The organism is Clostridium gasigenes (assembly GCF_017348895.1).
Classification (GTDB): Bacteria; Bacillota; Clostridia; order Clostridiales; family Clostridiaceae; genus Clostridium; species Clostridium gasigenes.
Genome location: NZ_CP071376.1, coordinates 1245001 through 1269980, shown reverse-complemented (window position 1 = coordinate 1269980; position 24980 = coordinate 1245001). Strand labels below are relative to the sequence as shown.

Here is a 24980-nt window from a genome sequence, read left to right as displayed (position 1 = left end):
TGAATTAATGATTTTGCTTTAAATGGCTTTGAAGTTTACTTAAACTTCTACCTTCTTTTTCATATTCATGTCCTTCAGATATTCCAACTTTTAATTTACTCTTCATATCTTCATCAATATCTTTACATGAATATCCTAACTTTTGTCCTAATACATATAATATTAACATAGCTCCAGATATGCAATTTAATATAGAATCCTGTGCTACATTACTACCTTTTGTTAACAAGGTAAAAAACTCACCTATAATACATAAAAGATTGGCTTTTAATTTTTCTATAATTTTTATGTTAGCCATTATATTTAAATCTTCTCTCTTCACCCATTTCACCTCTATTTCAGACACCTTCAAAAAATAATTAATCCATATGTTAGTCTATTTTTGTCCATACTTTGTCGATATAATACACTTATAGAAATACTATCAGTGTATTTCATCTCCTCGCATAATCAAAAAATATACATATCACGTTGAACTGTTATTTTTTTAGATATCTTAATACCCTTATATATCTATTATAAATTATAAATTATTATTATTGCAACAAATTAATGACCTCAAATATATATATTTATATAATAAAAAACCCCTGACTAATCAGGGGTTCTAATTACTACTCAGTTGTGAATGGTAATAATGCTATATTTCTTGATCTCTTTATAGCTGCTGTAACTTGTCTTTGATGTTTAGCGCAAGTTCCAGAAATTCTTCTTGGAAGTATCTTTCCTCTTTCTGTAACAAACTTTCTTAGCTTATTTATATCTTTATAATCGATATCTACAGCTTTGTCTACGCAGAATGAGCATACTTTTCTCTTAGATCTTCTCATTTTTCCACCAGATCTCTTTACGTCTCTCATGATATTCCCTCCTTAATTAAAAATTTAGACTTATCTTCTTAGAAAGGCATATCCCCGTCATCGACAGGAGTCATATCTTCTTCAAAGTTAGCTCCACCAAATGAATTGTTTGACGGTGCTGAATACTCAGGTTTTGAAGCTCCAAATCCACCATTTGATGAATTTTGATCTCTTCCACTATTAGCATTGCCTCCGATAAAATCAAATGATTCTACAACTACATCAGTTGTATATCTCTTTGTTCCATCTTTAGCTTCATAACTACCAGTTCTGATACTGCCAGTAACTGCTATAGGGCTTCCTTTTGTAAGATATTGTGCTATTATCTCTCCTGTTTTACCAAATGCTATGCAATTAATAAAATCAGTTTCTTCCTTTTTAAACTGTCTTGTTACAGCTAAAGAAAATTTTCCAACGGCAGTTCCGCTGTTAGCTGCAAAGTTTAATTCTGGATCTCTAGTGAGTCTTCCAATAAGCATTACCTTATTCATACAATATCACCTCTTACGCTTCTTTTTTAATTATGATATGTCTTATAACACCATCAGTAATTCTGAATACTCTGTCTAATTCTTTAGGTAATTCAGGATTTGCATTGAAGTGCACTAATGTGTAGTAACCATCGTTAACCTTTGATATTTCATAAGCAAGTTTTCTCTTACCCCAGAAATCTACGTTTTCGATTGTTCCTCCACCATTTTCTATAACACCTTTAAACTTTTCGATGTTTGCTTTAACAGCATCTTCATCTAATGATGGGTGTAATATAAATATAACTTCGTACTTTCTCATCATTTTCACCTCCTCCCCTTGGACTATCGGCCATGCTTTACACAGCAGGGATTACAATTCAATATTTTATCATTTTTTTTAAGATGTTTCAAGTTTTTTTATTTTTATTTTTACATTTTTATTATTTTTTTTGCATCTTTTTGGAATTTACTTCTTGGAAGCATTATTATTCTTGCACATCCAGTACACTTAATCTTTATATCCGCCCCAAGTCTAATTACCTCAAACTCTTTGCTACCACAAGGATGTTGCTTTTTCATTTCAACAATATCGCCTAGATCAAAGCTATCTACCATTATTACCCCTCCATTCCATTAATATTTTAACTAAATTTTTTTTTATTATTTCTCTATTTGTCTAAATCTATTTCCTTTTTAATATTTATTATTTGTGTCTTAGGATAAGGAATTTCTATTCCACACTCATCTAATGCAAATTTAATATCTTTTCTTAGTTTTCTTTCCATCTCCCATTGACTTAAAGGCTTTGCCCTACCAATAATTCTAATAGTTACTCCCGCTGCATTTAATGCTGTTACTCCTAACACATCAATTTTTCCTCTTAAATCCTCTTTATATTTTTCCTCAAATTTAAGACAAACCTTCTTTATCAAGTCTAATGCATTATCTACATTTTCTTCATATGCTATTTCTACATCTACACTAAACCTTATATCCCCTCTAGAATGATTTGTAACCTCTAATATCGATCCATTAGTTACAGTGTATACATCGCCTGTAAACCCTCTTAATATAGTGGTCCTAATGCCTATTCCTTCTACTATACCTTCATATCGCCCTAAAGTTACATGATCTCCAACACCATATTGGTCCTCAAATAATATAAAGAAACCATTAATTAAATCTTTAACTAAACTCTGAGCCCCAATACCAATTGCAAATCCCCCAACTGCTAATATTTCTCCGGAAACCTTGAAATTACTAAAAATGATGGTTGAAAATCCAGAAAAATAAATTCCATATTTTAGAGCGCTTTTTAAAACAGATGCAATAGTTATTGCCTTTTGTTCATTCATAGAAAAACTTAGTTTACTTTTAACTTGTTTCTCTACAAATTTATTTATTATTGCATCTCCAATTTTAATTCCTATCCACATTGCCAAAAGAATAAAAATCACTTTAATACTTTTACCTATAATAATTTCTATCTTGTCCCAGTCTAATGCTATACTTGACCCTCCAGCTTCTGCTTTTTCAAATGTGAAAATGCCTATTTTATTAACCATCATTAAATTACTATACATACTTTCTCCTCTTAATAACTTTATTTAGATGATAGCTTTATTTAGATAACTTTATAACCTCATTTAGATAATCTTATTGTATCTATCTTCTTTTCTCTCATATATACTTTTAAATTCAATAATTTTATCATTAATTATATTATCTATTTTATTTCTATCTTCAATTCTTACACATATGCCACAACTTTGTGTAATTATAGTTGGTGTTGGCATTATTCTTAATACTATATTTTTTTCTTCCAGCTTTTTTTCTGCACTCATGGCATCGTAAGTATTTTTAAAAACAATTATAAAATAACTCATTCTTTCCTCCTTATATAATTTATATATAACATATAAATTTATCTATGCTAATTATATTATAACTTTTTCTATATTAAAATACCTATACATAGTAAAAATAACTATTTTCATTAAAATGATGCATTTATTATTGCATTATTTTATAATTAATCTATTATGTTTTTAAAGGTATTATTCTAACCACTTATAATAAATATATTAATACTTATTTATTATAAAATTTAACGTCTTAAAGGAGATTTTATGGATATATATTTAGATAACGCAAGTACAACTTTCCCTAAACCTAAATTAGTTGCCGACTCCATGTACAATTTTCTAACTAATATAGGTGGTAACTCTGGTAGGTCCAATCATTCTAATTCGTTAAAAGCTAATCGTATATTATATGACACCCGTGAATCATTAGCTAATTTTTTTAATTTTGACTGTCCAGCTAATGTTATTTTTACAAATAATATTACAACATCGCTAAATACATTACTTAACGGAATTCTTAAACCAGGTGATCATGTTATCACATCTTCTATGGAACATAACTCCGTTATTAGACCTTTATATCAACTTAAAGAACAGTTAAATATTGAGATTGATATTGTAGCTGCAAATATTGAAGGCTTTATTAATTCTAATGATATTTTAAAATCCATTAAACCTAATACAAAATTGGTTGTATTAAGTCAAGCTTCAAATGTTACAGGTAGTATTCAACCTATAAAAGAAATAGGCAATATTTGTAAGCTTAAAGGAATATTTTTTATACTTGATAGTGCTCAAGGTGCAGGCGTATTAAAAACCGATTTTAAAGAAATGAATTTAAGTGCATTAGCTTTTGCAGGCCACAAAAGTCTATTTGGACCTCAAGGAATTGGTGGTTTTATTATAGATGATAATTTGAATCAAGTATGTAAACCTCTTATAGTTGGGGGCACTGGAAGTTTATCTCATTCTATATCTCAACCAGATTTTTTGCCTGATAAATTTGAATCAGGAACCCTTAATATCCCTGGTATAGTCGGCTTATATGAAGGTATTAATTTTATTAATACCGAAGGTTTAGATTCTATTTATGAACATAATAAGTATCTTCATTCATACTTTATTAAAGAACTTTTAAATATAGATGATATAACTTTTTATGGAGATAAAACAGCATTAAATTCTACTACCTGTATTTCATTTAATATTAACAATATGGATACATCCGAATTATCTTTTGAGCTTGATAATACTTATGGAATAAAAAACAGATCTGGATTACACTGTGCTCCTCTTGCGCATGAAACAGTAGGTAGCTATCCCAGCGGCAGTATCAGGCTTAGTGTTAGCTATTTCAATAAAAAATCAGAACTAGATTATACTTTAAAGGCTATATATGATATCGCTAAAAACAGGTTTAAAATTTAAACTATATTTATACAATTACTTTTATATCGCTTTAATTTATTTTTTGAATATCCCTTATATACATGAATAGTAGCTTTCTTTATTGTCAATAATTTCAATAAAGGAGGTTTTTGTATGAATACATGTTTTTCAGTAGATTCAACATCACCCAACTCTTATTCAGAAGTTAGGGATTTTCTTTATATAAAGTTAAACTATATTCTAAAGGAAAATAGGCCTATAGTGTTTATTTGCATTGGAACAGATAGATCTACAGGTGATTCACTTGGGCCCCTAGTAGGATATAAGTTGAAATTTCTATCGCTAAATAACATCCATGTTTATGGTTGTTTAGAGAGCCCAGTTCATTCTAAAAATCTTATAGATGTATTAAATAAAGTTAATTTGCAATTTAATAATCCTTATATTATAGCCATAGATGCATCTTTAGGAAGTCTACATAATATTGGTAAAGTTTTCATTGAAGAAGGTCCATTATATCCAGGATTAGCACTAAATAAAGATTTACCACCAGTTGGTGATCTTAGTATAACTGGGATTGTGAATATTTCTGGAAATTTTGAATTTATGGTCCTCCAAAATACTAGACTTTATACAGTGATGGCCTTAGCTGATTGTATCTCAAACGGTATTTATCATTTTATACTAAAATCATTAGGATCTAATAATAAACATTTTAATAATTCCTTAGAAAATATACATTATTTATAAAATTCGAATGCTGTGCTATCTCATTTAAATGTATTATTTTCTCAAATTTGCAATAAAAAAAGTGCCACATAATTTAATGTGACACTTTTTATTTTATTATTTATTTATTGCTTCATTTAAAACATGAATTTCTTCTTCTGATAAGTCATATCTTGATATGCCTTTGTCTACAGGTTTAGCATAAGTAGTGCTATCATTTCTTGCATATATTCCAGTTATTAATACGCCATCATTATAATCATCTAATATTGCAATTGAAAAACTTAAATCACTTCCGATATCCTCAAAAGCCTTATATCTCATTATAGCGACTTTATTAACACAACTTCTAAGTTCTTCTTTTAGATTTTTGCATTCTTCTAATGATTTCTCAGAATTTGTTACTGCTCCTTCTATTTCATCCACTTTAGATGTTATATATGCTTCTAAATTTTTATTATTTACCCCTCTCATCATTTTTCTATATTTTTTTTCTAGCTTATTTACTGAATTTATCAGTATAATAACAATTACAAATAGTAAAATAGTAATTATTGTTAATCCTATAACTATAAACGTTGAATATTCATTTATCATTTTCATTATATTCTCCAATTCAAATTTCATCCTTTCAAAAAAATGTTTCACGTGAAACATTTTAAATTTATGTCTTTATTTTTTTGTCTAAAAAATTATAATTTTCATTTCACAAATTGTTTCACGTGAAACATTATAAATTTATAATTTCTAGTATTCTTTGTAAATCCTCTTCTGAATAATATTCAATTTGAATCTTACCCTTATTGTTTTTGCTATTAATGTTAACTTTAGTCCCAAAATAATTTTCTAATCTATTGGTTATGTCTTTATAATATGGATTGTTAAGTTCTCTTGGTTGTACAATATCTACCTTTTCTTTGTTTAAATATTTAACAATTGTTTCTAGTTCCCTAACTGATAATTTTTCATCTATTACTTTTTGAGCAATTTCATATTGTAAGTTATTATCACTTATTGCTAATAAGACTCTTCCATGACCTTCGCTAATAACACTATCTATAATATATTGTTGAACACTCTCATTCAAATTCATCAATCTCATAGTGTTAGTAATTGAAACCCTCGATTTACCTATTCGTTTACTTAATTCTTCTTGAGTTAAACTAAATTCACTTAATAATCTTTTATAAGCGATAGCTTCTTCAATAGGATTTAAATTTTCTCTCTGAATATTTTCAATTAAAGATATTTCCAATACTTGTTTATCAGTTAAGTCCATAACTACTGCGGGAACTTCTTTAAGCGCAAGCAACTTAGCCGCTCTCCATCTTCTTTCTCCTGCAACTATTATATAATTTTCTTTATCTTTTCTTAGTATTATAGGTTGCACTATTCCATGATGTTTAATAGATTCTGCTAATTCAGCTATTTTTTCATCATCAAAAGCTTTTCTCGGTTGATTCTCATTACTTTTGATTAAATTAATTGAAATAAACATTTCACTATTATTTTTCTTTTCCTTTGGTTCTAATTCATCTGGAATTAAAGCACCTAATCCTTTTCCAAGCACAAATTTTTTACTCATAATTCTATCTCACCTTCTGCCTATTTAAAAATTCTTTTGTTAATGCATTGTATGCAGCTGCGCCTTTACACTTCTCATCATATAACATTATTGGCAAACCAAAACTCGGAGCTTCTGCCAGCCTAATATTTCTTGACACTGTGGTTGTATAAACTTTATCTTTAAAAAACTTTTTAACTTCTTCATATACTTCATTACTTAAATTGGTTCTATAATCATACATAGTCATAATTACGCCTTCAATTTCTAAATCTTTATTTAAAGATTTTTTAACTAACTGAAGTGTATTCATAAGTTGCCCTACACCTTCTAATGCATAGAATTCACATTGTATTGGTATCAATACAGATTCTACTGATGTTAATGCATTTATAGTAAGTACTCCTAATGATGGAGGACAATCAATAAATACAAAATCAAAGTCATCTTCAACTTCCTTTAGTTTGTTTAATAATATAGTTTCTCTATTCTCTTTAGCTATTATCTCAACTTCTGCTCCCGCTAATTCCATAGTTGATGGTGCAATAAATAAATTTTGTACTAATTCACTCTTTAACATAACATCTTTAATCGATACATCAGAAGTCATTACATCATACATTGATAATTCTAGATTTCTTTTATCTAGCCCTAACCCACTCGTTGTATTTCCTTGAGGATCTATATCTATTGTTAATACTCTATATCCTTCCATTGCTAAATACGCACAAAGATTAATATTAGTTGTTGTTTTACCTACTCCGCCCTTTTGATTGAAAACGCAAATTCTCTTCATAATATAGCTCTAATAATAGAGCTTCACCCCCTTCTCTATTAACATTATATATATTTTTATTACATATTAAAAGGTAAACAAAGCAGAAATGTATATAATTTAATATTTTTTTAAGTTATTTTTAAAAAATAATATTTAGAAATAAAAAAATAGCGATAATTATAAATTATCGCTATTTTATATAAATTTAATATACTTAAATATTAAATAATAAATTTAATTACTTTCTACTATTTTTAGGTATTAAAACTGTAATTTCTATACAATCCTCGGAATCTTTGAACTTATATTCTGCCGGTATATTGCATTTGTCAAATACTTGCTTAATTGTATTTATATACAGTTTGGCTGGGAAAATAGTTTTTACTTTTTTCTTATTTCTCTCATTAAGTTGTTCTCCTGCTAGCTTAAGTAATTCCTTATTAATTAATTCCTCTGTATTTTTAACATTTAGACCATCTTTTACTACTATTTGAACAACTTTATTTTGCAATTCTTCATTCGGTAGTAAAAGTAATGCTCTCGCGTGTCTTTCTGTTAATTTATTTTCAACACAAATATTTCTTATATTTATGCTTAATTTAAGAAGTCTTAACTTATTTGCTATAGTTGATTGTTTTTTACCCATTCTTTTTGCTAATTCATCTTGAGTAAATTTATGGTCGTGAATAAGATTATAATATGCTTCAGATTCTTCCATGAAATTTAAATCTTCTCTTTGAAGGTTCTCCAATAAGGCAATTTCAGCTGATTGAGTATCTGTAATGTCTATTACATTACACGGAATATATTCTAATTCAGCAATTCTAGCAGCTCTCCATCGTCTCTCTCCAGCAACTAATTCAAATTTTTCTCCCCTTTTTCTAACTGTTATTGGCTGAATAATTCCATATTGTTTTATCGACTCAGATAATTCTATTAAAGCTTCTTCATTAAAGAATTTTCTTGGTTGATAAGTATTAGGAAAAATACTACCAACATTTATACTTATAATTTCTTTATTCATATGCACCCAACCATCCCTCATCTTTTCTTAATTTAAACATCATTTTATCTATATTTTAACAATTCTATTTTATTCTTTTAATTCCTCTTTTTTTACATTTTTATCGTAAGACAAATTATTCATTAAAGTAATTAATCATTACATATTAATATATTTTTCCCAATATTTTGTTTATTTTTGCTCATTTCGTAGAATAAATAAGCGTAAAATATATCTTTTATTTAAGAGGATCTTTATTTATGCTACCAGCTTTTCTCGGATATAGCTTTGAACATAGCTTTATCTTCTTAATTTCTACTATATTATGCCTTAAATCAGTGTCTTCGATATTAACTTCTATAACTCTTTGAAGTTCCCCTCCTAATATTTTTATAGCAGCCTTTCCATTCTTAAGTTCTTCTACTATAGAAGGTCCTTTAAGCGCTACAAAATATCCTTTAACTTTTACATATGGCATGCAAAATTCAGTAAGCACAGCCATATTAGCTACAGCTCTTGATGTCGCTACATCAAATTTTTCTCTTAATTCAACTTTTCTAGCTCCATCTTCTGCTCTTGCATGTATTGTTGTTACATTAGTTAACCCAAGCTCATTAACAACTGTATTTAAGAAATTAACCCTTTTATTTAAAGAGTCTAATAATGTTACCTTGATCTTAGGATTCATTATTGCAATAGGAATACCTGGGAACCCCGCCCCAGTTCCAACATCTATTACTGTCTTAGCCTCTCTAATTGGTTTAGATTTAAATGCTTTAATACAATCTATAAAATGTTTTTTTATTACGTCTTCATCTTCTATAATTGTAGTTAAATTAACTTTTTCATTCCACTCTTGAAGCAGTCTCATATATTTAATAAACTGGTTATATTGATATTCTGATAACTCTAAATCAGCTTCTGTAGATGCACTTTTCATTAATTCATAAAATTCCATATTACACTCCTTAATTATTACTATTCATTTTACGCTTATTCTCTAAATATATTAATAACACTGATATATCAGCTGGAGATACCCCTGATATTCTTGATGCCTGCCCTATACTTATTGGCTTTATACTAGAAAGCTTTTGTATTGCTTCTATTCTTAATCCCCTAATCTCACTATAATCAATACTTTCATCTAATAATTTCTTTTCAAATTTTCTAAACTTATTTACTTGTTCTAACTGATTCGTTATATAACCTTCATATTTAGCTATTATATTAATTTGTTCCCCTATATCATCTGATTGCACAGGTCTATTTGGATCTAAGGCTGATAAACTAAAATAATCTACTTCCGGCCTCTTAATTAATTCATAGAACTTTATAGGTTTCTTTAATTCACTAGAACCAATTGAAATTAAATACTCATTAACCTCTTTTTTACCAGTGACTTGTAAACTCTTTACTCTATCTAATTCAGTTTCAACATTATTTTTTCTTTCTAGATATTTATCATATCTATCTTCTGTAACAAGACCTACTTTATAACCGATATCTGTTAATCTAAAGTCAGCATTATCTTGTCTTAATAACAGTCTATACTCTGCTCTAGACGTCATCATTCTATAAGGTTCATTAGTGCCTTTTGTCACTAAATCATCTATTAAAACGCCTATATACCCATCAGAACGTGTTAGTATAAGTTCTTCTTTCCCTTGAACGTTTAAAGCTGCATTAATTCCTGCTACTATACCTTGTGATGCTGCTTCTTCATATCCTGAACTTCCATTTAATTGACCTGCGCCATAAAGACCTTTAATACTCTTAAATTCTAGTGTAGGTTTTAATTGAGTTGGATCAATGGAATCATATTCAATTGCATAAGCAGTTCTCATTATTTCCACATTTTCTAATCCCTCTAATGTTCTTAACATCTTAACTTGAACGTCTTCTGGTAAAGATGAAGACATTCCACCAATATACATTTCTAAAGTGTCTTCACCCTCTGGTTCTACAAATATTTGATGTCTTGGTTTATCCTTAAATCTCATAACCTTATCTTCTATTGACGGACAATATCTAGGTCCTACCCCTTCAATTAACCCATTATACATAGGTGATCTTGAGATATTTTCTTCAATTATTCTATGAGTTTCTGAATTTGTATAAGTTAACCAACAAGAAACTTGCTCTCTATTTATATTTTTACTCATAAATGAAAAAGGCACTATCTTCTCATCTCCCGGTTGCTCAATCATCTTTGAAAAATCAACCGATCTCATATTTATTCTTGCTGGGGTTCCAGTCTTAAACCTTCTTAAAGAAATCCCTAAATCTATTAACGACTGTGATAATTCATTAGCAGCTGATAATCCATTAGGTCCACTGTTATACGTTACGTCACCTATTATTATTCTTGATCTTAAGTAAGTTCCTGTAGTTAATATAACTGACTTACAATTAAAAATGCCTCCATTTTTAGTAACTATCCCAACTACATTACCTTCTTCAACCTGTAATTCTGTAACCTCTAATTGTCTTACTTGAAGGTTCTCTTGACCTTCTAAAACATTCTTCATTCTATCTTGATACTTTTTCTTATCAGCTTGTGCTCTCAATGAATGTACCGCTGGTCCCTTAGATAAATTTAGCATTCTAGATTGGATAAATGTATTATCAATATTAATTGCCATTTCTCCACCTAATGCATCTACTTCTCTAACTAAATGACCTTTGGCAGTACCTCCAATATTAGGATTACAAGGCATCATTGCAATAGAATCAAGATTAATTGTGCATATCATTGTTTTTAATCCCATTCTAGAAGCTGCAAGTGCAGCTTCACACCCAGCATGACCTGCCCCAACTACTATTACATCATATTCTCCTGCATTATATTTCATAATTATTCTCCCTACTTTCCACAACAAAATTCTCTAAATATTTTGTTGATTAAATCTTCTTCTAATTCTGATCCGGTTATCTCACCTAAAGCCTTTAATCCCGATGTAACAAATATAGAAATTAAATCTAAATATTCTTCATTTCTAACTCTCTCTAAAGCGCTTTTTACATTCTCTTCTGCTCTAATTAAGGCTTGCTTATGTCTTGTATTTGAAATTACTAAACTCTCACCATCTATTTTACCACTAAAAAACATATCCTTAATATTATTTTTAAGCTGAGCTATTCCAAGTTCCTCTCTAGCTGAAATATCTATTATATTTTTAAATGACGCTATTTCATTTTTATCTATTTTATTTTCTAAATCCATTTTATTTAATATAACTATAGACTTCTTTCTTTTGACTATATCTATTATTTCTTTATCTTCATCATCTAAACTTCGAGATGAATCTAAAACTAATAATACCAAGTCCGCTTCCTCGATCTTTTCTCTAGATCTTTCAACTCCTATTTTTTCAATAATATCACTAGTTTCTCTTATACCAGCTGTATCAATTATCTTAATAGGAATCCCATCAAGATTTATGTATTCTTCAATAACATCTCTTGTTGTTCCTGCAATATCAGTAACAATAGCTCTTTTTTCCTTTAATAAAGCATTTAAAAGAGATGATTTACCAACATTAGGTTTACCAACTATAGCCAAACTTAACCCTTCTCTTATAATCTTACCTTCTTCTGCAGTTTTAAGTAATTCATTTATATTATTTATAGCATTTTCTAATCCCTCAGCGACTCTTATAGGTATAGTTGGGTCTAATTCCTCATCATCTTCAGTAAAATCAACCGCATATTCTATTAACGCTAATACATTTAATAGATATTCATTCAATTTATTTATTTCCTGGGAAAGTGACCCTTTACTTTGTAATAAAGCTGATTTCATAGCTAAATCTGTTTTAGCTCTTATAATATCAATTACAGCTTCTGCTTGAGATAAATCTATCCTTCCATTTAAAAAGGCTCTTTTAGTAAATTCTCCTGGTTCTGCAAGTCTTGCTCCAGCTTTTATAGCTGCTTCTAACACTTTATTAGTAGACATAACTCCACCGTGACAATTGATTTCAATTGTATCCTCTGCAGTAAAGCTCTTAGGACCTTTCATATAACTTACTATTACTTCATCTATTAAATCTTCTGTTTCGTGATCTATAATATTTCCATATCGCATTGTATAAGTCTTTATTTCCTTTATGTCAATTCCACTTTTTGCTCTGAATATTTTTGATATTATTTCTAAAGCCTTATCTCCAGAAATCCTTATTATAGCAATTCCACCCTCACCTAAGGCAGTAGCAATAGCACAAATAGTATCAAATTCTTTCATAATAAAATTCTCCTTTCTAATTTGATCCTTTCTTTAGATATCATAACTCCAATATACTATTATTCATTTTACAAAACTATTTAAAAATAGTCAAAAAATCATTAAATAAAAAAAAAGCCAATTATGGCTTTTTTATTCTTTTCTGATATCAACTACTATTCTTCTGTAAGGTTCATCACCATCACTATAAGTATATATAAATTCATTATCTTGCAGTTCAGAGTGAATAACTCTTCTCTCATATGGGTTCATGGGCTCAAGTTTAAATGATCTTCCAGTCTTTCTAACCTTATATGCAGTTTTTTGAGCAACTCTTTTAAGAGTTTCTTCTCTTTTAGACCTATAATTTTCAGTGTCTAAAATTATTTTCTTATAAGGTATATCATGACTTTTATTAACAACTAAAGATACCAAATATTGTAATGAATCTAATGTTTCTCCCCTATAACCTATAATTAACCCCATTTTAGGACCAGTTATATTAATGTGAAGCATATCATTTTCTTCTTTAAAACTTATTTCTGATTCAATACCCATAGAATCAAGTACATTTCTTAAAAATATTTTTCCATCTTCTATATAGTTCCGTTTAACCTTAACCAATATTTTAGCAGGTTTATTACCAATAAGATTAAAAAAACCTCTGCTAGCTTCTTGGATAACTTCAAACTCAACTTTATCTTCTGTTAAATTTAATTGCTTTAAAGCATTTTTTAATGCCTCATTTACAGTTTTACCTGTCATTTCAACTATTTTCATACCATATTCACCCACCTATAAATACTCTTTAAAGTATTATTATTATCTTTTTCTAGTTTTTGGTGTTGCTTTTTTAACCTTTTCAGAAACTACTAAAGCTTCTTCTTTGGTTTTTAATGCTAATTTTTTCTGATATGGTAAATAATTTACAAAATATGTTTGAACTAACTGAATCACTCCACCAATTATCCAGTACATAACTAGAATTGATTGGAAATTCCATGCCATGACCCCCATCATACCCGACATCATTATGTTCATAGTACCCATGTTCATAGGACTACTATCATTTTTAGGCATTGACTTAGTCATTAAAATTGTTGGTAAATACGTACCTAAAGCCGCTAAAACTGGTAGTATATGATACTTATCTGCTTTAAATATATCACTTATCCATAAAAACGATACATTTCCTGTGTTTGGAATTTCTCTAAATACATAGTATAAAGCAAATAATATAGGTAGTGGTAATAACGAAGGTATGCATCCACCTAACATACTAACTTTATTATCCTTCATTAATTTTGAAGATTCTACTTGTAACTTCTCAGGGTTACCCTTATATTTTTCTTGTATTTTTTTTAATTCTGGTTGAATTTCCTGCATTTTCGCATTAGATTTACTACCTTTAATAGTTAATGGAAGTATAAGAAGTCTTATTGCTAATGTAAATATGAATATTGCTAATACATAAGATACTCCTCCGGTTACTCCCATCTGTTCAATAAACAAATGAAGCGATTGAAATATTGCTGTCATCGGTTTTACTATAAAGTCCAACATATCATAACCTCCTTTATTTAACGGGGTCATATCCTCCCTTACTAAAAGGATTACACCTTAAAATTCTTTTAATTGTTAAAAAACCACCTTTAAGAGCACCATATTTACTTATAGCATCTATCGCGTATTGTGAACACGTTGGAGAGTATATGCAACATGGTGATCTCATTGGTGAAATATATTTCCTATATAAGTTTATAATACTAAGTATTAGTTTTTTCATTATTTATATAAGCCTGCCTTTTGAAATAGTTTTTTCATAGCATCTTCTACTTGTGAGTAGCTTTTTTCTTTAATTGACGTTCTTGCTATAAAAACAAAATCATAACCTTCTTTTAAAGAATCACAATTTAATCTATAGCTTTCCGTTATTAATCTTTTGCTTCTGCTTCTAACTACACTATTGCCGACTTTTTTACTAACAGAAATCCCTAATTTATTATAAGGATGTCCATGTTCATCTTTATTTCTATTGTTATTATAAATATATAGAACCAAAAGTCCATTAGCTAAGGACTTGCCTCTTCTATACACAGTCCTAAATTCAATATTTTTTCTTAATCTATATATCATGGATTATTATTTCTCCTTTTTTTTCTGCATTTGCAGAAAAAGAGCCACATTTGCGGCCCTTATGCTGTTAGTTTACTTCTTCCTTTTTGTCTTCTTTTTCTAAGAATGTTTCTACCTGATGCAGTACTCATTCTTTTAAAGAAACCATGTTCTCTTTTTCTTTGTCTCTTTTTTGGTTGGTATGTCATGAACATTCAATACACCCCCTTTAAGTTTTATTAACAATATAGAAATAACTATATTATTCAAGTATTTTAATTTTACCTTATTATTATATATATATCCTCTTTTTCTGTCAATACGCTATAATTGACAATTACCTGTTAGTAATTATAATTCAATATGTTTTTTTTGTGGATAACTTATTGAATACAATGATTCACTTATGATATTATTAGTATTAAATGTGAATAAAATTGTGTATAACTTACTTTATCCACAGCTGTGGACAAAATTGTGTATAACTTTTTAGTTTTATATGTTAAAATTCTATTTCTAGTAGTAATTATTAGGAAAACACATGAATTTAAGCAATATTCTTATTGTTTATAACTTTTATGTGGATAAACTCATTTTTTTATATTATCAACATAATTATTAACATGTGACTAATTTTAATTATAGTTATTAACATTTGATTTTACCTGTTAATAATTATGTTGATAAGTTGTGATTATATTGTTATTATATTATTTTAAAATTTATTTTAATGGAGGATATTCAATGGAAACTGATCTTAACATACTCTGGGAAAGAACTTTAAATATTATTAAAGGTGAAATGAGTGAAGTTAGCTTCAACACTTGGATTAAAAGTTGTAATCCAATTGCTATATCTTCTAACACTATTCAAATCAGTGTTCCAAATTCCTTCACTCAAGACATTTTGGAAAAAAGATATAAAGACTTAGTTGTCAATTCTATAGAAGTTGCTTGTTCTAAATTATATAAAGTAGAATTTTTCATAGCATCTGATCTACAAGAAATCGAAGATAAAAATAGAGAAATAGAAGAAATTAAATTATCTAAACGAAATAATGCATCTGTTGCCGTAAATGATGAAATGTCTAGTATATTGAATCCTAAGTATACTTTTTCTTCATTTGTTATAGGTAATAGTAATAGATTTGCCCATGCTGCATCTTTAGCTGTTGCTGAATCTCCAGCTAAAGCATATAATCCTTTATTTATTTATGGTGGGGTTGGTTTAGGTAAAACTCATTTAATGCATGCTATAGGTCATTATATTCTACAAAATAATCCTAAAGCAAAAGTAGTTTATGTATCTTCTGAAAAATTTACTAACGAGCTTATAAATGCAATTAAAGATGATAAAAATGAAGAATTTAGAAATAAATATAGAAATATAGATGTTCTCCTTATAGATGATATTCAATTTATAGGTGGTAAAGAGAGAACTCAAGAAGAATTCTTCCATACATTTAATGCTCTTCACGAAGCAAATAAACAAATAATTCTTTCATCTGATAGACCACCTAAAGAAATACCTACGTTAGAAGCTAGATTACGTTCAAGATTTGAATGGGGTTTAATAGCCGATACTCAAGCTCCCGATTTTGAAACAAGAATGGCTATTTTAAAAAAGAAAGCCGATGTCGAAACTTTAAACGTTCCAAATGAGGTCCTTGTCTATATTGCAACAAAAATTAAATCTAACATAAGAGAATTAGAAGGTGGCTTAATTAGAATAGTTGCTTACTCTTCTTTAACTAATAGAAATATTACAGTTGACTTAGCTACAGAAGCTTTAAAAGATATTATATCCAATAAACAAAATAAAAATATTACAATGGATGTTATTCAAGATGTTGTTGCAAATTATTTTAATTTGCGAGTTGAAGATTTAAAATCTCAAAGAAGAACCCGGAATATATCATATCCAAGACAAATAGCTATGTACTTAAGTCGAAAGATTACTGATATGTCTTTACCTAAAATAGGTGAAGAATTTGGAGGCCGAGATCATACTACTGTCATTCATGCTTACGAAAAAATTTCTGAAGGATTAAAGAATGATGAAAGCTTACAAAATACTATAAATGATATAACTAAGAAGATAAATCAAAATTAATCAACAGGTGTACATAATTTTATACAAATGCCTGTGGATAACTTTATAGAATACTACCAGCTGTTGATACTGTGGATAAACAGCCTATATTGTTACGGACTTATCCACACATTTTTTTTGTATAAAAGTGTTTAGTTTACAGGGCTGAGAGTACTTTTCAACATATCCACAGCCCCTACTACTACTATTACTATATATTTTATATATATTATCTTATATTAAGCCATATTTATTGTTAACAAATTAGGAGGTATTTAAATGATTTTTATATGTGAAAAACAAAAACTACAAGAAGGTATTTCAATAGCTACAAAAGCTATAACAGGAAAAACTACTATGCCTATTCTAGAAGGTATTTATATATCTGCTTCTAAAGAAGGTTTAACTTTAATCGGATCCGATATGGATGTAAGCATTGAAACAAAAGTTTGTGCAGAAGTACAAGAAGAAGGAAAAGTAGTTATAGATGCAAAAATATTTGGGGAAATAATTAGAAAGTTATCTAACGCAGACGTAAAAATAGAAACTTTAGAAAATGATATAATCCAAATTACATGCGAAAAATCAGTATTCAATATAGTTTGTATGAACGCAACAGATTTTCCTGCATTACCAAGTATTAATGAGGATGTAACTGTAGAAGTACCTCAAAACATAATAAAAAATATGATAAAAGGGACATCTTTTGCAATAGCTCAAGATGAAACAAGACCAATACTTCAAGGAATTTTATTTGAAGTTAAAAATAAGAATTTAAACTTAGTTGCATTAGATGGCTATAGATTGGCTGTTAAAAGTGAATTTTTAGATAATAATAATAATATAGAAGTTGTAATCCCAGGAAAAACTCTTAATGAAGTCTCTAAGATATTAGAAGATAAAGATGATATTGTTAAAATAACATTCACTCCTAATCATATCTTATTTAATTTGAGTGATACCAAAATAATATCAAGATTACTAGATGGGAAATTTGTAAATTATCTATCTTTATTACCACAAGAACATAAGCTGCTTGTTAATATTAATAAACAAGAATTCCAAAATGGACTTGAAAGAGCTTCATTAATGGCTAAAGATGGTAATAGTAATTTAATCAAGTTAGATTTCCAAGAAGAAAATGTAATTATAACATCTAATTCTCAGTTGGGAAAAGCTAGAGAAGAAGTTTCTATAAATATGCAAGGAGAGGGAGTTCAAATTGCATTTAACTCAAGATACTTATTAGATGTTCTTAAAAATATGGAAGAAGATGAAGTTGTTATGGAAATGACTTCGGGAGTAAGTCCTTGTGTTATTAAAGGAAAAAATATGAGTAATGCTAAATATTTAGTATTACCAGTAAGACTAATAAGATAGAAAGGAGGAAGGTTGTATAATTATACATAAAATATACAACTAAATTGGAAATGAATGAAATTAAAATAAATACTGAAATTATTAAATTAGATGCTTTTTTAAAATGGAGCGGTGCTGCATGTTTGGGATCAGAGGCTAAAATATATATATTAGATGAATTAGTAAAAGTTAATGGAGAGATATGTACACAAAGAGGAAAGAAGTTAAAATCTGGAGATATAGTTGAATTCAATAAAGAAGTTTATAAAATTCTTTAGGGTTTCTAAATTTTTACTCTTATTAGTATGTTATAATTAATAGATGGGTGTTGAAAATGTATATTAAAAGACTTCAAATGTTAAATTATAGAAATTACATAGCCTTAGATATAAGTTTTAGTAAAAATGTAAATGTATTTATAGGTGATAATGCTCAAGGTAAAACTAATATATTAGAAAGTATATATTATTGTGCTTTTGCAAAATCTCATAGAACATCAAAAGATAAAGAATTAATAAATTGGAATGGTGAAAATACATTTATTAGTTTAAGTGTATCTAAGAAGCGTATTGACAAGCGAATAGATATTAACATTTTAAAAGATGGAAAAAAGGCTATAAAAATAAATAAAATAAAAGTAAATAAGATTGGTGAACTATTTGGAAGTTTTAATGTTGTTATGTTTTCTCCAGAAGATTTAAAAATAATAAAAGATTCTCCAGGAGTTAGAAGAAGATTTATAGATATGGAGTTATGTCAATTAAACTCTAGATATTATTATAATCTAGTTCAATATAATAAAATTTTAAATGAAAGAAATATAGTTTTGAAAAACATGAAGATAGATAAAGATATTTTAGATGTATATGATATTCAATTAATTGACTACGGATATAATATAATTACAGATAGAATAAATTATATGGATAAATTAAATTATTATGGAAAGAATATACATGAAGATATAACTTCAGGAAAAGAGCAAATAGAATTTAAGTATGTTAGTACTATAAAAGATTTAAAAAATATAAAAGAAGATTTTTATAAAATTTTAAAACAAAACAGAATAAAAGATATAGATAGAGGAGTAACTAGTGTAGGCCCGCATAGGGATGATTTTTTAGTCCTTATAAATAATGTTGATACCAAGATTTATGGATCTCAAGGACAACAAAGAACTGCGGTTTTAACAATAAAGTTTTCTTCTTTAAAAATAATTAAAGAATTAACCGGTGAAAATCCAGTACTGTTATTAGATGATGTATTATCTGAATTAGATTTTAGTAGAAAAAAATATATACTAAGTACTATAGGAGGACTTCAAACGATAATAACATGTACAGGAATTGATGATTTGACCGAATATTTAGATGAAAATTCTAAGATTTTTAAAGTTAAGAATGGAGAAATCCTAAATTAGAGGAGGGATTCTTGTGTTTTTACATTTAGGAGAGAATGTAGTAGTTCCTATTAAAGATATAATTGGAATTTTTGATTTACAAACAACTATGTATAGCTCAGATACTATATCATTTTTAAGAATGGCTGAGGAAGATGGGTTTGTTGAGAAAATTTCTAAAGAAAAACCAAAATCTTTTGTTATTGCAGAAGTTAATAAGATGAGTAAGGTTTATTTATCACCTATATCATCATCAACTTTAACAAAAAGAACAAATATAGATTATAATTCGTAATTTCAATATCTAACCTTCATTGCGATTATAATACCATATGTTATTTTAGGAGGAATTTATGTTGGAACAAAATAAAGAAAGTTATGATGAGAGTCAGATACAGATTCTTGAAGGCTTAGAGGCTGTAAGAAAAAGGCCTAGTATGTATATAGGAAGTACAAGTTCCAGAGGATTGCATCATTTAGTTTATGAAATAGTTGATAATAGTATCGATGAAGCCTTAGCTGGATACTGTAAGAATATATCAGTAACTATTAATGCGGATAATTCTATTACTGTAATAGATGATGGTAGAGGAATGCCTGTAGGTTTAAATGCTAAAATGGGTAAATCATCTGTAGAAGTTATAATGACTATCCTACATGCTGGAGGTAAATTCGGAGGCGGAGGCTATAAGGTATCCGGAGGTCTTCATGGAGTTGGAGCTTCTGTAGTTAATGCACTTTCAGAATGGTGTGAAGTAATTGTAAAAAGAGAAGGTCATATTTGGAAACAAAAGTATGCTAGAGGAGAGGTGATGAGTGAATTAGAGAAAATTGCTGAATCTGATGAATTTGGAACTCAAGTAAACTTTAAACCAGATAGTGAAATTTTTGAAGAAATAGAATATGATTTTGATGTTTTAGCTAATAGATTAAGAGAGTTAGCGTTTCTAAACAAGGGAATTAGTATAATTTTAACAGATAAACGAGAAGAAGATAAAGTGGAAATTTATATGTATGAGGGCGGTATAAAAGAATTTGTAGCCTACCTAAACAGAAATAAAGAACCACTTCATCAAGAACCAATATATGTTGAAGGTGAAAAAGATGGCATTATAGCCGAAATAGCGCTTCAATATAACGATGGATATAGTGAAAATTTGTATTCATTCGCAAACAATATAGATACTATTGAAGGTGGTACGCATTTATCTGGATTCAAGAACGCATTGACAAGAGTAATTAATGATTATGCTAAAAAGTTTGGACACCTAAAGGACTCTGATAAAAATCTTTCAGGTGATGATATAAGAGAAGGAATAACGGCTGTTATATCTGTAAAAATAACTGATCCACAGTTTGAAGGTCAGACTAAAACTAAACTTGGAAATTCAGAAGTCAGAGGGATTGTAGATTCAATAGTAGGAACTGGAGTATCAATGTTTTTAGAAGAAAATCCTGCTATTGGTAAAATAATAATAGACAAGGGTTTAATGGCAGCAAGAGCTAGAGATGCAGCTAGAAAAGCTAGAGAGTTAACAAGAAAATCTGTTTTACAGAGTTCATCATTACCAGGAAAGTTAGCAGACTGTTCATCTAAGGACCCTATGGAATGTGAAATATACATAGTCGAAGGGGATTCGGCCGGTGGATCGGCTAAACAAGGTCGTAATAGAAGATTCCAAGCAATTTTACCTCTAAAGGGTAAAATAATGAATGTTGAGAAGCAAAGATTAGATAAGATATTAAATTCAGATTCTATAAAATATATGGTTACTGCATTTGGTGCAGGAATAGGAAATGAATTTGATACAGAAAAATTAAGATATAATAGAATAATAATAATGACAGATGCCGATGTAGATGGAGCTCATATTAGAACATTATTATTAACATTCTTCTATAGATATATGAGAGATCTATTAGATGATGGGCATGTATATATAGCACAACCTCCACTATATAAAGTAAGCAAGAACAGAAAAGAACATTATGTTTATTCTGATTTAGAATTAGAAAAGCTTCTTGAAGATATTGGTGGTAAAGATAAATCAACTGATATTCAAAGATACAAAGGTCTTGGAGAAATGAATGCTAATCAATTATGGGAAACAACAATGGATCCAGAAAAAAGAATATTATTAAAAGCAAAAATAGAAGATGCAATAGCGGCTGATGAAATATTTACTATATTAATGGGTGATAAAGTTGAGCCAAGAAGAGAATTTATTAGAAAGAATGCTAAAAAAGTAAGTAATTTAGATGTTTAGCACTAATGTGAGGTGAAGTACATGAATTTGAATGAGGGAAAAGTCATTGAAGTTGATATAAATAAGGAAATGAAGAAATGCTATATTGATTATGCTATGAGTGTTATAGTTGGGCGTGCGCTACCTGATGTTAGAGATGGGTTAAAGCCTGTTCATAGAAGAATACTATTTTCTATGCATGAACTTGGATTAGCACCAGAAAAAGGATATAGAAAATGTGCAAGAATAGTTGGGGAAGTTTTAGGTAAGTATCACCCACATGGTGATTCCTCAGTATATGGTGCATTAGTTAGAATGGCGCAAGATTTTTCGCTGAGATATATGCTTGTAAATGGTCATGGAAACTTTGGATCTGTAGATGGAGATAATCCAGCGGCTATGAGATATACAGAAGCAAAAATGAATAAGATAGCAGCTGAAATGTTAAGAGATATAACAAAAGATACTGTAGATTTTAGACCAAACTTTGATGGGGAAGAACAAGAACCTTGTGTATTACCATCAAGATATCCAAACCTTTTAGTTAATGGATCATCAGGTATAGCGGTAGGAATGGCGACTAATATTCCACCACACAATTTAGGTGAAATTATAGACGGTACTATAATGCTTATAGACAATCCAGAAGCTTCAATACTAGAATTGATGACTGTAATAAAAGGACCTGATTTTCCAACTGGAGCTATTATAATGGGGAAGGCTGGAATTAGATCTGCTTATGAAACAGGAAGAGGAAAGATTTTAGTTAGAGCTAAGGCTGATATTGAAGAAGAAAATTCAAGACATAAAATAATAGTAACTGAAATACCATACCAAGTTAACAAAGCTAGGCTTATAGAAAATATAGCTGAATTAGTTAAAGATAAAAAATTAATTGGTATATCTGACTTAAGAGATGAATCAGATAGAGATGGTATGAGAATAGTAGTAGAACTTAAGAGAGATGCTAATCCTAATGTAGTATTAAATATGTTATATAAACATACTCAAATGCAAGATACATTTGGTGTAATAATGTTAGCATTAGTTAATAATGAACCAAAGGTATTAACACTTAAGGAAGTGCTTGAACATTATATTACTTTCCAAAAGGAAATTATAACAAGAAGAACAACTTTTGAATTAAATAAGGCTAAGGCTAGAGCTCATATATTAGAGGGGTTAAAAATAGCTCTTGATAATATAGACGAAGTAATTAGTATTATTAGGGGATCTAAGACTGGTGAAATAGCTAGAATTACATTGATAGAAAGATTTAATTTAAGCGATAAGCAAGCGGTAGCTATTTTAGAGATGAGATTAAGAAGACTTACTGGTTTAGAAAGAAATAAAATAGAAGACGAATATAATGAACTTATGAAATTAATAGATTATTTAAATTCTATACTTATGAGTGAAGAAAGATTATTATCTGTTATAAAAGAAGAGTTATTAGAAATAAGAGCTAAGTATAATGATGAAAGAAGATCTGTAATTGAAAAGAATATGAATGAAATTGATATTGAAGATTTAATACAAGAAGAAGAGGTAGTTGTTACCTTAACTAATTCGGGGTATATAAAGAGAATATCAGCAGATACTTATTCATCTCAAAAAAGAGGGGGAAGAGGAATACAAGCAATGACTACAAAAGAAGATGATTTTGTAGAACATGTTATTGTGACTTCAACTCACTCAGATGTATTATTCTTCACTAATAGAGGAAGGGTATATAAATTAAGAGCATATGAGATTCCTGATGCAGGAAGAACTGCTAAGGGAACTAATATAGTTAATTTAATATCTATAGAGCAAGATGAAAGAATAGAGACTGTATTAAGTGTCCAAGATAATGTAGAAGGTGGGTACTTATTTATGGGTACTAAACAAGGTATAGTTAAAAAGACACCTTTATCAGAATTTAAGAACTTAAGAAAAAATGGATTAATAGCTATAAACTTAAAAGATGGAGATGAACTTCTGAAAGTTAAGGTTACACGCGGAGATGCAGATATTATTATAGCTACTCAAGATGGTAATGCAATTAAATTTAATGAAAAAAATGTAAGACCAATGGGTAGAACAGCAGCTGGTGTTAGATCTATAAGATTAAGACAAGGTGATATCGCTGTATGCATGGACATAGCTGTAGAAGGTGAAGAATTATTAGCTATTAGTAAAAATGGCTATGGTAAGAGAACTCCTGTTACTGAATATAAGAGACAAAAAAGAGGTGGAGTAGGACTTATAACTTACAAAATATCTGATAAAACAGGTAAGTTAGTAGGGGCTACTGTATGTAAAGAAGATGATGAATTAATGATTATAAATACAAATGGTGTAGCTATAAGAATTAATATTTCAGATATATCAGTAACTAGTAGAGCAACTATGGGTGTAAAACTTATGAGAACTGGTGAAGAAGAGGAAGTAGTTGCTATAGCTAAAATTAGAAATATAGATAATGAAAGTCAAGAAGAACAATTAGTGTTAGAAGGAACTGATCTTGATGAAAGTATTATGGATGATGATGATGAGTTAATCATAGATGCAATAGTTGATGATACTTTAGAAGAGAATGATACTAGTTTAGATAGACTAATAGAACAAGTAGATAAAGAAGATTAAGATAAATTATTTAAAAGCCTTACTATTATCCGATAGGATAGTAGTAAGGCTTTTATTTTTATATTAGATAGGCTAAAGAAACAATTAGTCAGATATGCCAGCATACTATACAACAAATCTTGGATTATTATTTGAATAAGGCTGTATTTAATTAGCTTTAGATGTAATATTCAGTAGAATAGGCGTAGAAATTAGATATTGTTGCCTGGTGTATCAATAATAGTATTTAAGAGTAATATAGATAAATATAAAGTAA

Annotated in this window: 28 protein-coding genes; 9 read left to right on the top strand and 19 right to left on the bottom strand. The window is 28.7% G+C overall.

The features are described from left to right. Nucleotides 1-4 precede the first annotated feature (4 nt). The 7 genes from J1C67_RS06210 to J1C67_RS06180 form a co-directional block, all read right to left on the bottom strand. The gene (locus J1C67_RS06210; RefSeq protein ID WP_089972162.1) at nt 5-322 is read right to left on the bottom strand and encodes a MazG-like family protein; all 318 of its coding nucleotides are present in this window, start codon (nt 320-322) and stop codon (nt 5-7) included. 292 nt (nt 323-614) lie between these two features. Then, a complete protein-coding gene (gene rpsR, locus J1C67_RS06205) occupies nt 615-860 on the bottom strand; it encodes a 30S ribosomal protein S18 (RefSeq protein ID WP_089972165.1) in 246 nt (81 codons plus the stop codon). Between the two features lie 38 nt (nt 861-898). Continuing rightward, nucleotides 899-1351, bottom strand: coding sequence for a single-stranded DNA-binding protein (locus J1C67_RS06200; RefSeq protein WP_089972167.1), 453 nt, complete (start codon nt 1349-1351; stop codon nt 899-901). 13 nt (nt 1352-1364) lie between these two features. Then, nucleotides 1365-1652, bottom strand: coding sequence for a 30S ribosomal protein S6 (gene rpsF / locus J1C67_RS06195; protein WP_089972169.1), 288 nt, complete (start codon nt 1650-1652; stop codon nt 1365-1367). Between the two features lie 110 nt (nt 1653-1762). Then, nucleotides 1763-1948, bottom strand: a complete 186-nt coding sequence (locus tag J1C67_RS06190; protein WP_089972171.1) for a DUF951 domain-containing protein — start codon at nt 1946-1948, stop codon at nt 1763-1765. Nucleotides 1949-2001: 53 nt separating this feature from the next. Next, nucleotides 2002-2916 (bottom strand): mechanosensitive ion channel family protein, encoded by a 915-nt coding sequence (locus tag J1C67_RS06185; protein ID WP_242874005.1) that lies wholly within the window; start codon nt 2914-2916, stop codon nt 2002-2004. Nucleotides 2917-2979: 63 nt separating this feature from the next. Continuing rightward, nucleotides 2980-3219: a putative Se/S carrier protein gene (locus J1C67_RS06180; RefSeq protein WP_089972174.1), complete on the bottom strand. Its 240-nt coding sequence runs from the start codon at nt 3217-3219 to the stop codon at nt 2980-2982. Nucleotides 3220-3462: 243 nt separating this feature from the next. Here J1C67_RS06180 and J1C67_RS06175 point away from each other — a divergent pair, with 243 nt between their 5' ends. Together J1C67_RS06175 and yyaC are read left to right on the top strand one after the other, a co-directional pair. Next, complete coding sequence (locus J1C67_RS06175; RefSeq protein WP_167867180.1) at nt 3463-4626, top strand: aminotransferase class V-fold PLP-dependent enzyme; 1164 nt, start codon at nt 3463-3465, stop codon at nt 4624-4626. A gap of 114 nt (nt 4627-4740) precedes the next feature. Beyond that, complete coding sequence (gene yyaC / locus J1C67_RS06170; RefSeq protein WP_167867179.1) at nt 4741-5337, top strand: spore protease YyaC; 597 nt, start codon at nt 4741-4743, stop codon at nt 5335-5337. A 96-nt stretch (nt 5338-5433) separates the two neighbouring features. Here yyaC and J1C67_RS06165 read toward each other — a convergent pair whose 3' ends face one another. The 12 genes from J1C67_RS06165 to rpmH all read right to left on the bottom strand — a co-directional run bounded on the left by J1C67_RS06165 (nt 5434) and on the right by rpmH (nt 15216). Beyond that, complete coding sequence (locus J1C67_RS06165; RefSeq protein WP_423231039.1) at nt 5434-5919, bottom strand: DUF4446 family protein; 486 nt, start codon at nt 5917-5919, stop codon at nt 5434-5436. A 127-nt stretch (nt 5920-6046) separates the two neighbouring features. After that, nucleotides 6047-6901: a ParB/RepB/Spo0J family partition protein gene (locus tag J1C67_RS06160; protein WP_089972180.1), complete on the bottom strand. Its 855-nt coding sequence runs from the start codon at nt 6899-6901 to the stop codon at nt 6047-6049. 4 nt (nt 6902-6905) lie between these two features. Beyond that, on the bottom strand, nt 6906-7676 hold the full coding sequence (locus J1C67_RS06155; RefSeq protein WP_089972181.1) for a ParA family protein: 771 nt from the start codon (nt 7674-7676) through the stop codon (nt 6906-6908). 220 nt (nt 7677-7896) lie between these two features. Continuing rightward, nucleotides 7897-8682: a ParB/RepB/Spo0J family partition protein gene (locus J1C67_RS06150; RefSeq protein WP_167867178.1), complete on the bottom strand. Its 786-nt coding sequence runs from the start codon at nt 8680-8682 to the stop codon at nt 7897-7899. Nucleotides 8683-8899: 217 nt separating this feature from the next. Further along, on the bottom strand, nt 8900-9619 hold the full coding sequence (gene rsmG, locus J1C67_RS06145) for a 16S rRNA (guanine(527)-N(7))-methyltransferase RsmG (protein ID WP_089972184.1): 720 nt from the start codon (nt 9617-9619) through the stop codon (nt 8900-8902). Nucleotides 9620-9629: 10 nt separating this feature from the next. After that, a complete protein-coding gene (gene mnmG / locus J1C67_RS06140; protein WP_167867177.1) occupies nt 9630-11516 on the bottom strand; it encodes a tRNA uridine-5-carboxymethylaminomethyl(34) synthesis enzyme MnmG in 1887 nt (628 codons plus the stop codon). Between the two features lie 11 nt (nt 11517-11527). After that, nucleotides 11528-12907, bottom strand: a complete 1380-nt coding sequence (gene mnmE, locus J1C67_RS06135) for a tRNA uridine-5-carboxymethylaminomethyl(34) synthesis GTPase MnmE (protein ID WP_167867176.1) — start codon at nt 12905-12907, stop codon at nt 11528-11530. Nucleotides 12908-13039: 132 nt separating this feature from the next. Then, nucleotides 13040-13666 (bottom strand): RNA-binding cell elongation regulator Jag/EloR, encoded by a 627-nt coding sequence (gene jag, locus J1C67_RS06130; protein WP_089972229.1) that lies wholly within the window; start codon nt 13664-13666, stop codon nt 13040-13042. A gap of 42 nt (nt 13667-13708) precedes the next feature. Beyond that, entirely contained in the window at nt 13709-14449 is a 741-nt protein-coding gene (gene yidC / locus J1C67_RS06125; RefSeq protein WP_167867175.1) for a membrane protein insertase YidC, read from the bottom strand. Between the two features lie 13 nt (nt 14450-14462). Continuing rightward, nucleotides 14463-14672 carry a membrane protein insertion efficiency factor YidD gene (yidD, locus tag J1C67_RS06120; protein ID WP_089972192.1) on the bottom strand — a complete coding sequence of 70 codons (210 nt, stop codon included), beginning with the start codon at nt 14670-14672 and terminating at the stop codon, nt 14463-14465. Further along, nucleotides 14672-15022: a ribonuclease P protein component gene (gene rnpA / locus J1C67_RS06115; protein ID WP_089972194.1), complete on the bottom strand. Its 351-nt coding sequence runs from the start codon at nt 15020-15022 to the stop codon at nt 14672-14674. The genes yidD and rnpA overlap by 1 nt, the downstream gene beginning before the upstream one ends. Nucleotides 15023-15081: 59 nt before the next feature. Next, entirely contained in the window at nt 15082-15216 is a 135-nt protein-coding gene (rpmH, locus tag J1C67_RS06110) for a 50S ribosomal protein L34 (RefSeq protein WP_089972207.1), read from the bottom strand. A gap of 529 nt (nt 15217-15745) precedes the next feature. Here rpmH and dnaA point away from each other — a divergent pair. The 7 genes from dnaA (at nt 15746) to gyrA (ending at nt 24724) form a co-directional block, all read left to right on the top strand. Next, nucleotides 15746-17113, top strand: a complete 1368-nt coding sequence (gene dnaA / locus J1C67_RS06105) for a chromosomal replication initiator protein DnaA (protein WP_089972209.1) — start codon at nt 15746-15748, stop codon at nt 17111-17113. A gap of 258 nt (nt 17114-17371) precedes the next feature. Next, on the top strand, nt 17372-18472 hold the full coding sequence (gene dnaN, locus J1C67_RS06100; RefSeq protein WP_167867174.1) for a DNA polymerase III subunit beta: 1101 nt from the start codon (nt 17372-17374) through the stop codon (nt 18470-18472). Nucleotides 18473-18522: 50 nt separating this feature from the next. Next, a complete protein-coding gene (locus J1C67_RS06095; RefSeq protein ID WP_089972230.1) occupies nt 18523-18729 on the top strand; it encodes an RNA-binding S4 domain-containing protein in 207 nt (68 codons plus the stop codon). Between the two features lie 56 nt (nt 18730-18785). Next, nucleotides 18786-19871, top strand: coding sequence for a DNA replication/repair protein RecF (gene recF / locus J1C67_RS06090; RefSeq protein ID WP_089972214.1), 1086 nt, complete (start codon nt 18786-18788; stop codon nt 19869-19871). A gap of 13 nt (nt 19872-19884) precedes the next feature. After that, nucleotides 19885-20145 carry an extracellular matrix regulator RemB gene (remB, locus tag J1C67_RS06085; RefSeq protein WP_089972216.1) on the top strand — a complete coding sequence of 87 codons (261 nt, stop codon included), beginning with the start codon at nt 19885-19887 and terminating at the stop codon, nt 20143-20145. Between the two features lie 58 nt (nt 20146-20203). Further along, nucleotides 20204-22117 carry a DNA topoisomerase (ATP-hydrolyzing) subunit B gene (gene gyrB, locus J1C67_RS06080; protein WP_423738895.1) on the top strand — a complete coding sequence of 638 codons (1914 nt, stop codon included), beginning with the start codon at nt 20204-20206 and terminating at the stop codon, nt 22115-22117. Between the two features lie 21 nt (nt 22118-22138). Next, on the top strand, nt 22139-24724 hold the full coding sequence (gene gyrA / locus J1C67_RS06075; RefSeq protein ID WP_167867173.1) for a DNA gyrase subunit A: 2586 nt from the start codon (nt 22139-22141) through the stop codon (nt 24722-24724). Nucleotides 24725-24980 lie beyond the last annotated feature (256 nt).